Here is a 13,604-nt window from a genome sequence, read left to right on the forward strand (position 1 = left end):
TACCGCTGGCGTCATCTCATTGAGAACTTCTTCGCCAAACTCAAGGAATTCAAACGGATCGCACTGCGTAGCGACAAAACAGACAGCTCATTCGCCGCCATGATCTATCTCGCCGCAGCCGTCATACGGTCACGATGAATCTCAACAAGCCCTATAAAAATCAAATAAGAAACACCTTTCCAAGGTGTGGCGCCAACTGATCTAGGTCCAGGACCGAGCACGGTCCCTGGGGTGTGGGGCTTCGCCCCACGGCTTGGGCGGGGGTGTCGGGGGCGGAGCCCCTGACTGAGGCTTCAGGGGCAAGGCCCCTGTTCCCGCGCCGGTACCCCGGCCACCGTGGCGCCGGGGGCCACATCCGCCACCACGGCGGCCCCCACCCCCACTACGGCGTCATCGCCGATGCTCACCCCCGGCTTCACTTGCGCGCCCACCCCCAGCAGCGCGCGTGCGCCCACGCGCACGCCGCCGGCCATGGTGCTGTGGGGGGCGGCATGGGCGGCGGGGCCCAGCACCCCGTCATGGTCCAGGATGGCGCCGTGGTTCAGCAGAGCCAGGGGGTCGATGCGGGCCTCGGCGGCCACGATCGTGCCGGCCAGCACCTGGGCGCCCGCGCCGACAACCGCGCTGGGCGAAAGGATCGCCGCCGGATGCAGCGCGGGCGGCAGCGCGAAGCCCAGCGCCAGGGCTTGCTGCCCCAGCCGCTGCCGCGCCGCATTGGCGCCGATGGCGATGCAGGCGGCCTCGATGCCCTCGGCGCGCAGGCGTTCCAGCTCCGCGGTGCCGCCGAGCACCGGCAGGCCCAGCAACTGGGCGGGGGCTGGGCCGTCCGACAGGCAGCCCACCAGCTGATGCGTGCCCAGCGCCCGCCACAGCTCGATCAGCACCTTGGCGTGGCCGCCCGCGCCCAGGATGATCAGGCGCATCAGTGCATCACGCGCCCGGCCAGCGCCCCGATCAGCAGATGCAGCCCGCCGCCGACCAGGAAACCCACCAGCGTGCCGTTCATCCGCACATATTGCAGGTCCCGGCCCACGCGCAGCTCGATCTTGCTGACCAGCTCCTCGGTGTTCCAGCGGCGGACCACATCCTCCACGAAGCCCGCCAGCCGCCCCTGGGCGCTGGGCACCAGGGCCATCAGGGCGCTGGAGAGCGCGCGGTTCACGCGGTCGCGCGCGCCCTGGTCCTCGCTCAACAGGGTGCCGGCATTGGTCAGCGCGTTCTCGATGATCTGCACGGTGCGGCCATCGGGGCGGGCGGCGTCGGCCAGCAGGGCGGCGCGCAGGCGATCCCACACATCGCTCAGCCAGCCCGCCACCGCCTCATGCCGCAGGGCGCCGCCGATGGCCCGGCCGAAGGCGGCCGCGCGCTCGGGGTCGGTTTCCAGGCGGGTGATCTCGGCCTCGATCCAGGCCTCGATGGCCAGGCGGATGGCGCTGTCAGGGCCTTCCATCCGGTCCAGCTCCGTGTTGATCACGGCCAGGATCTTGCGGGCGGTATAGGCACCGGCCACCCAGCCGACCAGCGCGCCGCCCTCATTGCGCACGCGGTGGGCAATGGCCTCGCGCAGCTGGTCCTCCTTGGCGCGCAGCCCCTGGCGCAGGGCGATGACGGCGGCATCCAGCACGGCCTGATGCCGGCCGGAGGCCATCATGGCCCTGAGCGCGCGCGCCACCACCTGGGCCGTGGCGGGCCCGCCCGCCAGGCGCGGCAGCAGCCGCAGCAGCAGCCGCCGCGCCCGCCCATCCTCCAGCGAGGCCAGGATGCGCGGCATCACCCCCGACAGCGCCTGGGCGGCGGGCCGGGTGGAGGCCGGGTCGGCCAGGAAGCCGCGCAGGATGGTGGCCAGGTCCAGCCCCTCCAGCGCGCGGCGCATCTCGGCCTCGGTGAAGACCTGCCCCGCGATGAAGCGGCCGAGGCCGCGCCCCAGCCTTTCCTTCTGCGCCGGGATGATCGCGGTGTGCGGAATGGGCAGGCCGAGCGGGCGGCGGAACAGGGCGGTGATGGCGAACCAGTCGGCAATGCCGCCCACCACGCCGGCCTGGGCGGCGGCGGCCAGCAGGGCGGTGCCCGGCCCCTCTGGCAGGCGATAGGCCAGCACGACCAGCCCGGCCATCAGCAGCAGCAGGAAGGTGGCGAAGGCGCGGTGGCGGTTGAGGCTCGCGCGCAGTTCGGCGTCGGGGTCTGGCGTCATGGCTCCTTTGTGGGGATTCCCGCGCGCCAAAGCCAGAGGGGCAAAAGAATGGGGGGTGACTGGTACCGAGCCATGTGCGTTGTTATATCGTAGCATCATGACGAACCCCCTGGCCCTTTCGAGCGGTGTCGGCGCCCGGCTTCTGGCCGGCGGCGCGGTGCTGGCCGTGCTGTGGCTGGGCGTGGCCTGGGCGCTGGCCACATGAGCACCGCCGCCCCCATCACCCTGAACAACGTCACCTGCGGCTATGAGGGCCGGCCGGCGGTGCATCATGTCTCGGGCGAATTCGCGCCCGGTTCGCTGACAGCCGTGGTCGGGCCGAACGGCGCGGGCAAATCCACCCTGCTGCGCGGCATCGCCGGGCTGCAGGCGCCTCTGGAGGGCCGCATCGAGGGTGCCGCCGGCCAGGTGGCGCTGCTGCCGCAGGCGGCGGGGCTCGACCGTTCCTTCCCCATCACCTGCCTGGACGCGGTGCTGTTCGGCCTGTGGCCCTGCGCCGGCGCCTTCCGCGCCATCTCCCGCGCCGAGCGCGCCCGCGCCGCCGAGGCGCTGGAGGCGGTGGGCCTGACCGGCTTCGCCGGGCGCATCGTCGGCACGCTCTCGGCCGGGCAGTTCCAGCGGCTGCTGTTCGCGCGGCTGCTGTTGCAGGATGCCCCGGTGCTGCTGCTGGACGAACCCTTCACCGCGCTGGACGAACGCACCGCCGCCGACATGCTGGCCCTGATCCACCGCTGGCATGGCGAGGGCCGGACCATCATCGCCGTGCTGCATGACATGGATCTGGTGCGGCGGGATTTCCCGCACACGCTGATGCTGGCGCGCGACTGCCTGGGCTGGGGCCCGACGGAGGCCGTGCTGACCCCGGAGAACCGCCTGCGCGCCCGCCGGATGGCGGAGGCCTGGCGCGAGGACGCCGCGATCTGCCAGCGCGCCGCCTGACTTGTTCCTGCTCGACCCCTTCCTCGAATTCGGCTTCCTGCGCCGCGCGCTGATCGGCGGGCTGGCGCTGGCGCTGTCGGCCCCGCCGCTGGGGCTGTTCCTGATGCTGCGGCGCATGTCCCTCACGGCCGATGTGCTGGCCCATGGCATGCTGCCCGGGGTGGCGCTGGCCTATATCCTGGCCGGGCTCGCGGTGCCGGCGCTGGCCACGGGCGGGCTGGTGGCCGGGCTGCTGGTGGTGCTGGGGGCGGGCGCGCTGTCGCGCCTGTCCGGCGGGCGGGAGGATGCCTCGCTCGCGGCGCTCTATCTGGTGGCGCTGGCGGCGGGGGTGGCGCTGCTCTCCTGGCGGGGCAGCGCGGTGGAGCTGACGCAGGTGCTGTTCGGCTCCGTGCTGGGGGTGGATGACGCGGCGCTGCTGATCATGGCGGGCACCGCGACCCTCACCTGGGCCTTCCTGGCGCTGGCCTGGCGGCCGCTGGTGCTGGAATGCTTCGACCCGGCCTTCGCCGCCGCCGTGGGCGCGCGGGGCGGGCTGTGGCATCTGGGCTTTCTGGCCATGGTGGTGCTGAACCTGGTCGCGGCCTTCGCCGCGCTCGGCACGCTGATGGCCGTGGGGGTGATGATGCTGCCCGCCATCGCGGCCCGGCACTGGGCACGGCAGGTCAGCGGCATGGCCTATGCCGCCGTGCTGATCGCGGTGGGCGCGGTGCTGGCGGGCCTCATCCTTAGCTATCACGCCGATCTGCCGGCGGGCCCGGCCATCGTGCTGGCGGCGGGGGCCTTCTGGGCGGCCTCGGTGCTGGCGGGGCCGGTGGATGGGGTGCTCGGGCGCCTGCGCCACCGCCACCGGGAGGGCTGATCAGCCCGCCCGCATCGCCGCCTCGACCCGCAGGGCGGCACTCAGCGCCGCCCGGGCCACGGCGCCATTCGCCTCCGGCGCCTGGCCGGCGCGGATCGCGGCCATGAAGGCGCCCTGCTCGGCTTCCAGGCTGTCATGCTCGGTCCAGGTCGCGGCGTCGCGGCCCCAGCCTTCCATGTTCTCGGCCGGCTCGGCGCCGCCGGGGCGCAGGGCGCGCAGCTCGCGCGCCAGGAAATCCACCCGCACCTCGCCGGCATCGCCCAGCAGGGTCAGCCGGCGCTCCATCGCCACCGCGCAGCGGCTGGCGGTGATCTGCGCCTGGGCGCCGTTGGCGAACAGCAACTGCGCGACGGAGTAATCGGGATGCGGGCTCATGATGGCGCGGCCCACGGCGCGCACCTCGGCCAGCTCGGCCGGCACCAGGGACAGCACCAGGTCCAGGTCATGGATCATCAGGTCCAGCACCACCGAGACATCCAGGCTGCGCGGCCGGAAGGGCGCCACGCGTGTCGCCGTCAGGCTGCGGGGGGAAAAACCCGCCAATTCCCGGCGCAGGGTGATGATGGCGGCCGAATACCGCTCGATATGCCCCACCTGCAGGATCAGCCCGCGCGCGGCCGCGGCCTCGATCAGCGCGTCGGCCTGTTCGAGCGTGGCCGCGATCGGCTTTTCCATGAACAGGTGCCGGCCGGCCGCCAGCACCCGCATGCCCAGCTCGAAGTGAAAGGCCGTGGGGGCGGCCACCACGATGGCGTCGCTTTCGGCCAACAGGCCCTGCACATCCAGCACGCGGGAATTCGTTTCGGCCGCGATCTGCCCGGCCCGCTCGGCGGAGGCGTCGGCGATGCCCGACAGCACGCCCGCCTTGGCCAGTTTCAGGGCGTGGAAGCGCCCGAAATGGCCCGCACCAATCACTCCGATCCTCAAGACCTGCTTCCCGTCTTGCATCCCTGGGCCTCGCAACGCATGTTCCGCGCGGCTTTGGGCACCCTCCCGGGGGGCTCGTCAACCCTGGGGCAGTCCGGAGCGGACCGGCAAATTAAGGATCAGCGCCGCCTATGATGTATTTCTCGCGTTGGAAGACCGCTGGAATCCTTGCCGTCTGTCTGCTCGGCATCCTGGTCTGCCTGCCGAATCTGCTGCCCCGCTCGGCCTTTCCCTCCTGGCTGCCGGCCCGGCAGGTGAATCTGGGCCTCGACCTGCGCGGCGGCTCCTATCTGCTGTTGGAAGTCGATACCACCGCCCTGCTGCGTGAGCGGCTGGAGAGCATGGTGGAAGGCGCGCGCCGCGGCCTGACCCAGGCCAACCCGCGCATCGGCTACACCAACCTGCGCGCCGAGGCGCCCGAGCGCCGCGTCAGCTTCCGCCTGACCAACCCCGCCCAGCGCGACGCGGCCATCCGCATCATGCGCGACCTGGGGCTGGAGGTGAGCCTGGGCGCGGGGCAGACGGCCTCCGACCTCGATGTGCAGGCCAATGCCGACGGCCTGGTGACCGCGACCGTGACCGAGCCCGGCCTGCGCGCCCGCGCGGGCAACGCCGTCGAGCAATCCATCGAGATCGTGCGCCGCCGCATCGACGAAACGGGCGTGGCCGATGCCCTGATCGCCCGCCAGGGGGCCAACCGCATCCTGGTGCAGCTGCCGGGCCTGGAAGACCCCAACCGCATCAAGCAGCTGCTGGGCCGCACCGCGCGGATGACCTTCCACCTGCTGGACGACACCGCCAACGTGACCGCCCCCGCCCCGCCGCCGGGCGTGATGTTCCTGAACGGGGAGCAGGAGGGCCAGCGCTATGCCGTGAGGCGCCGGGTGGAGGTGGATGGCGCCAACCTGTCGGATGCGCGGGCGGGCCAGGATGGGCGCTCGGGCGAATGGGTGGTGAACTTCACCTTCGATTCGATCGGCACCCGCCGCTTCGCCGATGTCACGCGCCAGAATGTGGGCCGCCCCTTCGCCATCGTGCTGGATGAGAAGGTGATCACCGCCCCCGTGATCCGGGAGCCGATCACGGCCGGGCGCGGCCAGATCAGCGGCAATTTCAACGTGCGTTCGGCCAATGACCTGGCGGTGCTGCTGCGCGCGGGCGCCCTGCCCGCGCCGCTGACCGTGATCGAGGAACGCACCGTCGGGCCCGAGCTGGGGGCGGACGCCATCCGCGCCGGCATCATCAGCCTGACGGCGGGCGCGCTGTTCGTGTTCCTGTACATGGGCCTGGCCTATGGCCTGTTCGGCTGGTTCGCCAATGTGGCGCTGCTGATCAACATCATCCTGGTGATGTCCTGCCTGTCGCTGCTGGAGGCCACGCTGACCCTGCCGGGCATCGCGGGCATCGTGCTGACGCTGGGCACGGCACTCGACGCGAACATCCTGATCAACGAGCGCATCCGCGAGGAAGTGCAGAACGGCCGCAGCCCGCTGAACGCCATGGAGGCGGGCTATGCCCGCGCCTCCGGCACCATCATGGATTCGAACCTGACCAACCTGATCGCGATGGGCTGCCTTTATGCCTTCGGGTCGGGGCCGGTGAAGGGCTTCGCGGTGACGGTGGCGATCGGCACCATCGTGCAGATGTGGACGGCCACCGTGCTGACCCGCCTGCTGATGATGTGGTGGTACCGCACGACGCGGCCGAAGGAGCTGCCGGTGCTGCAGCGCCCGGGCCTGTCGCTGCTGGGCCGGCTGGCGCGGCCGCTGTTCCGCATCTTCCCCGACGGCACGCGCATCCGCTTCATGAAGGGTGCCAAGATCGGCCTGCTGACCTCGGCCATCCTGTCCTCCGCCTCCATCGCCGGCGCCTTCTGGCCGGGGCTGGAGAAGGGCATCGACTTCAAGGGCGGCATCGTGATGGAGCTGCGCACCCCGGGGCCGGCCGATCTCGGTTCCCTGCGCGGGGCCGCCAGCGGGCTGAACCTGGGCGATGTGGGGGTGCAGCAGTTCGGCGATGCCTCCACCGTGCTGCTGCGCATGCCCGCCCCGGATGACGAGGCCCAGGTGCAGCCGGTGGTGAACCGGGTGCGCACGGCGCTGGAGGCGGCCTCCCCCGGGCTGCGGGTGCTGCGGGTGGAGGCGGTGGGCAACCGCGTGTCGGACGAGCTGTTCCTGGGCGGCATGATCGCCCTCGGCCTCTCGCTGCTGGCGATGCTGCTCTACATCTGGTTCCGCTTCGAATGGCAGTTCGCCATCGCCGCCATCGCCACCCTGGTGCTGGACACCACCAAGACCATCGGTTTCATGGTGCTGTTCCAGCTGGAGTTCAACCTGACCACCATCGCGGCGATCCTGACCGTCATCGGCTTCTCGGCCAACGACAAGGTGGTGGTGTTCGACCGGATGCGGGAAAATCTGCGCAAGTTCAAGCAGATGCCGCTGGAGGAGCTGACGGACCTGTCGATCAACGAGACGATGAACCGCTCGCTCGGCACGTCCATGACGCTGCTGCTCTCGGCCCTGCCGCTGGCGATCTTCGGCGGCGACGCGCTGTCGGGCTTCGCCTGGGTGATGGTGTTCGGCATCGTGGTCTCGGCCAGCTCCTCGGTGTTCATCGCGGCGCCGATCGTGCTGTACAGCGGCCGCAACCGGCTGCGCCGGCCGGAGAAGGCCGATGCCAAGGCGGGGGCCGCCCCGCCCGCCACCCCGGCGTGATCGCGCGCCGCGCCCTGCTGCTCGCCACCCCGGCCGCCCTGGCGGCGCCGGCGGTGCATGCGGGGGTCGCGGCGACGCTGCTGGTGGGGGCTGCCTCAGGCAGCAGCGCCGACCAATGGGCCCGCAGCCTGGCCCCCTTCCTGGAGCGGCACTGGGCGCATGCCGCGGTCACGGTGGTGAACCGCCCGGGGCTCGGCGGGCTGGCCGCCGCCCGCACCCTGGCCGGCGCCACCCCCGATGGCCGCACCCTGGCCGTGGTCAGCACGCCCTTCCTGCTCGCGCGCGCGGTGGAGAAGGGGCAGGAGCGGCTGCTGGAATCCCTGCTGTTCATCGCCTCCGTCGCCGAGGAGCCGCTGCTGCTGGTCGCCCCCGCCGGGGCCGCGCCCAACCTGACGGCGCTGTCGCACCTGCCGCCCGGGGCGCTGCTGGCCATGCCCCCCGCGGGCAGCGCGCCGCAATTGCTGGGGCTGCGGGTGGCGGCCCAGCTCGGCCTCTCGCCCTTCCCCTTCGCCAATTCCGGCGCCGTGCGCCAGGCCGTGCTGCAGGGCCATGTGCCCACCGCCATGCTGGCCGCCCCGGAGGCGATGCCCCTGCTGCGGGAGGGGCGAATCGTGGCCCTGGCCGTGGGCGGGGAGGCCCGCACCCCCCTGCTGCCCGACACCGCCACCCTGCTGGAACAGGGCATCCGGCTCTCGGGGCAGAGCTGCAAGGGTCTAGCCCTGCCGGGCGGCACCCCGCGTGAGGCGGTGGAACCCCTCGCCCAGGCCCTGTCCGGCATGGTCAAGGACCCGGAATTCCTGGCTTTTCTGGAAAGCTCCGCCCTGCGCCCGCTGTATCAGGGCCCGGACACCTGGCCCGCCCATGTGCGCGCCACGCTGGAGCAGCTAGCCCTGCGCTGGCGTCAAGACCCCTGGGCGCAAACAGCAGGTTGAAAGCCGGTGGGAAATCATGGCATTTCGCATGGAGTTGCTTTAAATTGCTAAGACAGTATCAAATATGAGAACCCATCAGCGGGTGCTTCCCCCGGCACTCTTCGGAGGCTCCCTTTGGCTGAAAGGCCACTTGCATTGGCGAAGCGCCTGGAAGCGTCCGGCGAAGTCCTGATCCTGGCGCGCCACCCGTTGGTGATCGCGGCCGCGCGCGCGGCCGCGCAGCGTGTCTCCGGCCAGTTGCCGCGCCACACCGACAACGCGCTGGAAGCGCTGGCACATCTCAGCCGCCCCGGCCTGCCGCCGCGCCGGGTGATGCTGGAGCCGGCCGCCATGGACCCGCTCTGGACCGAGCTGCTGTCCACCATCGACGACCCGTCCCTGACCGACGCCATGGTGTTCGTCGCGGCCGAGGGCAGCACCGTGCCCGATGGCGTGGCCGCCCTGCCGCCCGAAGCGGCACAACTGGAACGCGCGTTGAGCGGCCCGCGGGAGCGCCAGGAACGTTCGCCCCCCCGCAGCCCGGAGGCCCTGGCCGCCGGGCTCGACCGCGGCGCGCTGCTGGTGCGCTATCAGCCCGTGGTCGATATCGCCACGCGCCGGCTGGTGATGGTGGAGGCCCTGTCCCGCTGGCGCGGCAGCCCCATGGCGCATGGCCCCGACAGTTTCGTGCCGCAGCTGGAACGCGCGGGCCTGTCGCGCGCGCTGGCGGTGGCGGTGGTGTCGCGCTCCGCGCAGGATTTCGGCACGCTGGCGCCAAGGCTCGGCATCCGGGTTTCGGTGAACGTGTCGCTGGACCAGCTGCTGCAGCGCGACCTGCCGCTGTGGATCGCCCGCGCGCGCGCCACCGGCGGCCTGCCCGCCCGCGCCCTGGGCGTGGAATTGACCGAGAACATGCCGGTGCGCGACCTCTCGACCCTGCACCGCGCCATCCGGCACATGAATGACGCCGGGCAGGAGGTCTATCTGGACGACCTGACGCTGGATGACGGCCGGCTGGCGCTGACCCGCCTGCCCTTCGCCGGTATCAAGCTGGACAAGGGTCTGGTGATGTCCCTGCCGGACAGCGCGCGCGCGCGGCAATTCGTGCTGAACGTGGTGCGCCACGCCGATCGCGCGGGCCAGATGGTCACCGCCGAGGGCGTGGCGGACGAACGGCTGTGGCATGCCGTGTCGTCGCTGGGCGTGCATCGCGCCCAGGGCTTCTGGGTGGGGCGGCCCTTGCCGCATGCGGTGCTGCCGGCCTGGCGCCGCAGCTGGGCGGGTTCGCACCGGGGCTGATCCGGGGGGGGCTGATCCGGGGGCTGTCAGCGCTTGCCGCGCAGCAGCCACCACCCCACCGCGAAGCCCGGCGCCCCGCACAGGGCAAAGCCCAGCCCGTGGCTGCCGGTGGTGACCAGGATACCCGCATAGACCAGCGGCAGAACCAGCGCCCCCACCTGCCCGAAGGACAGCACGCCCCCGGTGCAATGCCCGTGCATGCCCTCCGGCGCCAGCCGCGCGGTTTCCGCCAGCAGCACCCCGTGCCAGGACATGGCGGTGGCCGACAGGCCGGTCGCGATCACGCCGATGCCCAGCAGCGGCCAGCCCGGCCCCACCAGCGGCATCAGGACGGCACTGCCCGCCATGCCCAGCGACAAGCCGCCCAGCAGCAGGCGCGGTTCCACCCGCCCCGCCCCCAGCCAGCCCCAGAAGATGCGCCCCGGCACCGCGATCACCATCGCCACCGAGAACAGCGCCCCCGCCGCCGCCAGCCCATGCCCCAGATGCGTCAGGAACAGCACGAAATAGGTGGTGAAGACCGATTGCAGCCCGTTGAACATCAGGCAGCCGAAGGCCAGCGGCCGCAGCCCCGGCCCCAGAACCACCTGGATGGCGGTCAGGAAATCCGACAGGTGGAAGCTCTTGGCCGGGATGCGGTCCGAATCGAATTCCGCCCGCAGCGGCTGCAGCATCAGCGCGAAGACCAGCGCCGCCAGCGCCGAGGCCACCAGCGCCCCCCGCCACCCCCAATAGGCGGTCATCAAGGGCCCGAGCAGCCCCGCCGCCAGCAGCCCCGCCGGCACCGCCGTCTGCTTGATGGAATAGATCAGCGGCGCCTGGCGCGGCGTGACATAGCGCCCCAGCAGATGCGAACTGGCGGGCGTGGAGGTGGCCGCCCCGCCCCCGCCCAGAATGGCCGAGAACAGGAAGAACAGCATCGGCCCCGCCGCCGCCAGCCCCAGCCCCAAAGCCAGCAGCACCAGCGCCACCTGGCTGAAGCGCAGCGCGCCATAACGCAGGATGAAACTGCCGCAGCCCAGCTGGAACACCAGCGCGGCGGCCGCCGAAATGCCGATATAGACACCGAGCCAGGCCGGATCGAGCCCCAGATCGGCCACGATGGCCGGCGCCAGGATGGGCGGCAGGGAACGGCCCAGCGTGGCGAAGCTCTGCTGCACGAACATCGCGGCCAAGGCGAGCATCAGCAGGTTCCGCGGATGCGGCGCTCGGCTTGGCGTGGTCATTCCCGGTAGGACCCTGGCTTCCTGGACCGGAACAGCTTGGCCCGGTCAGGCGGGATGGGGTAGCCCCCCTGGCTCAAGGGGGGCCGCCCCCCTTTCAGGCGGCCACCAGCACCAGCCGCCCGGTCACCTTGCCGTCCTTCAGCCGGTTCAGCGCCGCGTCGGCTTGGTTCTGCGGCACGGGTGTGACGGGAATGGCGGGAATCTTGCCCTGCTGGGCCAGCTTCACGACTTCCTTCAACTCGCCCAGGCTGCCGACATAGCTGCCCTGGATGGTCACGGCCTTGATGGGGATCAGCGGCAGCGGCAGGCTCATCTCGCCGCCGAACAGGCCCACCTGCACCAGCTTGCCGCCCTTGCGCAGCGCGTCGAAGGCGAAGCGCGCGGTCTGGGTGCCGTTCACCAGATCCACCACGCCCAGCACCGGCCCGCCCGCGGCCTCGATGATGCGCTGGGTGGTGCCCTCGGCGCCCGCCAGCACGGCGTCGCTGGCACCCTGGGCGCGCGCGGCCTGCAGCTTCTCCTCCGAGACATCGACGGCCACGATCTTGCGGTGGCCCAGCGCCTTCAGCACCGCGATGGCCTGCAGGCCGAGCCCGCCCGCGCCCACCACCACGATCGCCTCATCCGCCGGCAGCGGCAGCAGCTTCTGGATGGCGGAATAGACCGTGACGCCAGAGCAGGCGTAGGTCGAGGCCAGCCCCGGCTCCAGCCCGTCGAAGGGCACAAGGTGCTTGTAATGGGTGGCCAGCACATGGGTGGCGTAGCCGCCATTCTGGTACACGCCCAGCGAGCGGCCGTTGGCGCACATGTTCTCGCGCTCATCCAGGCAGACGGCGCACTGCCCGCAGCCCACCCAGGGGAAGACCACGCGGTGGTCGCCGGCCTTCACATGGCCCTCGGCCTCCGGGCCCCATTTCACCACGCGGCCCACGATCTCATGGCCCATGGCCAGCGGCAGCGTCATGCCGCGATCGGCCATGCGCAGCTCTCCGCGGCTGCCCAGGTCATAGACGCCTTCCCAGATATGCAGGTCGCTGTGGCACACCCCGGCATGGGTGACTTCCAGCAGCACCTGGGCGCCGGTGGGTTCGGGGGTGGGCAGCTCGATTTCCTGGAGCGGCTTGCCGTGTTCCGTCACAGCCCATGCACGCATCTCATCTCTCCCGTTTTTCTTGGACGGGTATCGGACCATGGGCGGCGGCCCCGGTCCAGAGGCTTCCGGATCATTGATTCGCGCGAATCGACACGGCCGCCCGGCGGCGCGATAACGTGCTGAATTCACGGGAGGCATCCGATGTCCGACGGCGATTCCAGCGGTGATTCCGATTCCGGTGATTGGGGCGGCGGCTCGGACGGTGACACCAGCACCTCCACCGACAGCCGCTCCTGGTTCCAGCGCCTGGGCTCGGCGCTGATCGGGCTGCTGATCGGGGTGATCCTGCTCGGCGCCTCCTGCTACGGCATCTGGTGGAATGAGGGGCGGTCGGTGCGCACCGCGCGCTCCCTGGCCGAAGGCGGGGCCAGCGTGCAGCAGGCCGATGCCAGCCGGGTGGACCCCGCGCTGGACAACCGGCTGGTCCACATCACCGGCACGCTCAGCACCCCGGGCAGCCTGACGGACCCCGCCTTTCCGGTCACGGCCAGCGGCGCGGTGCAGTTGCGGCGCATCGTCGAGATGTACCAGTGGCGCGAGGAAAGCCGCAGCCAGACCGAAACCCGCCTGGGCGGCGGCCAGACGACCACCACCACCTACACCTACAATCGCGGCTGGGCGGACCACCCTATCAACAGCCAGGCCTTCAACCAGCCCGACACCCACCGCAACCCGCCGATGCGCCACCAGGCGAACACGGAGATGGTGGCCTCGGCCAGCCTGGGCGCCTTCTCGGTGGGGCACGACACGCTGAGCCTGCTGGGCGGGGCGGAGCCGCTGCGCCTGGATGCCGCGACCATGGCCGCCATTCCGGGCGGACGGGTGGTGGAGGGCGGGCTGTATCTGGGCCAGGACCCCGCCAACCCGCGCGTGGGCGACCTGCGCATCCGCTTCGAGGTGGTGCGCGGCGGCGAGGTCTCCGTGATCGGCCGGCAGGCGGGCACCAGCATCCTGCCCTATCAGGCGCGCGCCGGGGGCCGCATCCTGCTGCTGCGGCGCGGCGCCGTACCGGCCAGCGAGATGTTCCAGGCCGCCGGGCAGGAGAACGGCACCATCACCTGGCTGCTGCGGGCGGTGCTGGCGGTGGTGCTGTATATCGGCTTCGCGCTGATCCTGAACCCGCTGAAGGTGCTGGCGGATGTGATCCCGGCCCTGGGCACGCTGGTGGGGTTCGGCACCGGGCTGATCGCGCTGCTGCTGACGGTGCTGGTGGCGCCGCTGGCCATCGCCATCTCCTGGTTCGCGGTGCGGCCGGTGCTGGCCGGGGGTGTGATCCTGGGCGGGCTGGCGCTGGGCTTCGGGGTCTCCTGGCTGATGCGCAAGCGGCGGGCGGGTGTCGTGAAGCCTGCGTGAATGCTGGGCGCCCGGGGTGGCCCGGGGGC

At 71.6% G+C, this 13,604-nt stretch carries 11 protein-coding genes and 1 pseudogene; 7 read left to right on the top strand and 5 right to left on the bottom strand.

Going from position 1 to position 13,604, the window contains the following annotated elements; genetic code table 11:
- Positions 1 to 138, top strand: a pseudogene (locus GT007_RS07230) (IS5/IS1182 family transposase); the annotation flags it as partial.
- A gap of 155 nt (positions 139 to 293) precedes the next feature.
- Here GT007_RS07230 and GT007_RS07235 read toward each other — a convergent pair.
- Entirely contained in the window at positions 294 to 923 is a 630-nt protein-coding gene (locus GT007_RS07235; RefSeq protein WP_160120930.1) for an acetyltransferase, read from the bottom strand.
- The gene (locus tag GT007_RS07240; protein ID WP_160120931.1) at positions 923 to 2,191 is read right to left on the bottom strand and encodes a DUF445 domain-containing protein; all 1,269 of its coding nucleotides are present in this window, start codon (positions 2,189 to 2,191) and stop codon (positions 923 to 925) included. The genes GT007_RS07235 and GT007_RS07240 overlap by 1 nt, the downstream gene beginning before the upstream one ends.
- Before the next feature lie 201 nt (positions 2,192 to 2,392).
- Between GT007_RS07240 and GT007_RS07245 the strand changes: the two genes are divergently transcribed.
- Together GT007_RS07245 and GT007_RS07250 are read left to right on the top strand one after the other, a co-directional pair.
- On the top strand, positions 2,393 to 3,130 hold the full coding sequence (locus tag GT007_RS07245; RefSeq protein ID WP_160120932.1) for a metal ABC transporter ATP-binding protein: 738 nt from the start codon (positions 2,393 to 2,395) through the stop codon (positions 3,128 to 3,130).
- Position 3,131: 1 nt separating this feature from the next.
- Positions 3,132 to 3,989 carry a metal ABC transporter permease gene (locus GT007_RS07250; RefSeq protein ID WP_328798939.1) on the top strand — a complete coding sequence of 286 codons (858 nt, stop codon included), beginning with the start codon at positions 3,132 to 3,134 and terminating at the stop codon, positions 3,987 to 3,989.
- Here GT007_RS07250 and GT007_RS07255 read toward each other — a convergent pair whose 3' ends face one another.
- Complete coding sequence (locus tag GT007_RS07255) at positions 3,990 to 4,916, bottom strand: Gfo/Idh/MocA family protein (protein WP_236571547.1); 927 nt, start codon at positions 4,914 to 4,916, stop codon at positions 3,990 to 3,992.
- A 131-nt stretch (positions 4,917 to 5,047) separates the two neighbouring features.
- Between GT007_RS07255 and secD the strand changes: the two genes are divergently transcribed.
- The 3 genes from secD to GT007_RS07270 all read left to right on the top strand — a co-directional run bounded on the left by secD (position 5,048) and on the right by GT007_RS07270 (position 9,843).
- A complete protein-coding gene (gene secD / locus GT007_RS07260; RefSeq protein WP_160120934.1) occupies positions 5,048 to 7,633 on the top strand; it encodes a protein translocase subunit SecD in 2,586 nt (861 codons plus the stop codon).
- The gene (locus tag GT007_RS07265; protein WP_160120935.1) at positions 7,630 to 8,565 is read left to right on the top strand and encodes a tripartite tricarboxylate transporter substrate-binding protein; all 936 of its coding nucleotides are present in this window, start codon (positions 7,630 to 7,632) and stop codon (positions 8,563 to 8,565) included. Before secD ends, GT007_RS07265 begins: the two co-directional genes overlap by 4 nt.
- Before the next feature lie 135 nt (positions 8,566 to 8,700).
- Positions 8,701 to 9,843, top strand: a complete 1,143-nt coding sequence (locus GT007_RS07270; protein WP_160120936.1) for an EAL domain-containing protein — start codon at positions 8,701 to 8,703, stop codon at positions 9,841 to 9,843.
- Between the two features lie 26 nt (positions 9,844 to 9,869).
- Here the strand turns inward: GT007_RS07270 and GT007_RS07275 are convergent, their stop codons facing one another.
- On the bottom strand, positions 9,870 to 11,027 hold the full coding sequence (locus tag GT007_RS07275; RefSeq protein WP_160120937.1) for an MFS transporter: 1,158 nt from the start codon (positions 11,025 to 11,027) through the stop codon (positions 9,870 to 9,872).
- A 136-nt stretch (positions 11,028 to 11,163) separates the two neighbouring features.
- Positions 11,164 to 12,222 carry an alcohol dehydrogenase gene (locus tag GT007_RS07280; protein ID WP_160120938.1) on the bottom strand — a complete coding sequence of 353 codons (1,059 nt, stop codon included), beginning with the start codon at positions 12,220 to 12,222 and terminating at the stop codon, positions 11,164 to 11,166.
- Between the two features lie 141 nt (positions 12,223 to 12,363).
- Between GT007_RS07280 and GT007_RS07285 the strand changes: the two genes are divergently transcribed.
- Positions 12,364 to 13,575, top strand: coding sequence for a TMEM43 family protein (locus GT007_RS07285; RefSeq protein ID WP_160120939.1), 1,212 nt, complete (start codon positions 12,364 to 12,366; stop codon positions 13,573 to 13,575).
- Positions 13,576 to 13,604: the final 29 nt, after the last annotated feature.

It is taken from the genome of Rhodovarius lipocyclicus, from assembly GCF_009900765.1.
Lineage (GTDB): Bacteria > Pseudomonadota > Alphaproteobacteria > Acetobacterales > Acetobacteraceae > Rhodovarius > Rhodovarius lipocyclicus.

Excerpts from the sequence above, each read along its gene's own strand:
- secD (WP_160120934.1), top strand. The coding sequence starts at position 5,048 with ATGATGTATTTCTCGCGTTGGAAGACCGCTGGAATCCTTGCCGTCTGT.
- GT007_RS07285 (WP_160120939.1), top strand. The coding sequence starts at position 12,364 with ATGTCCGACGGCGATTCCAGCGGTGATTCCGATTCCGGTGATTGGGGC.
- GT007_RS07280 (WP_160120938.1), bottom strand. The coding sequence starts at position 12,222 with ATGCGTGCATGGGCTGTGACGGAACACGGCAAGCCGCTCCAGGAAATC.
- GT007_RS07235 (WP_160120930.1), bottom strand. The coding sequence starts at position 923 with ATGCGCCTGATCATCCTGGGCGCGGGCGGCCACGCCAAGGTGCTGATC.
- GT007_RS07240 (WP_160120931.1), bottom strand. The coding sequence starts at position 2,191 with ATGACGCCAGACCCCGACGCCGAACTGCGCGCGAGCCTCAACCGCCAC.
- GT007_RS07245 (WP_160120932.1), top strand. The coding sequence starts at position 2,393 with ATGAGCACCGCCGCCCCCATCACCCTGAACAACGTCACCTGCGGCTAT.
- GT007_RS07275 (WP_160120937.1), bottom strand. The coding sequence starts at position 11,027 with ATGCTCGCCTTGGCCGCGATGTTCGTGCAGCAGAGCTTCGCCACGCTG.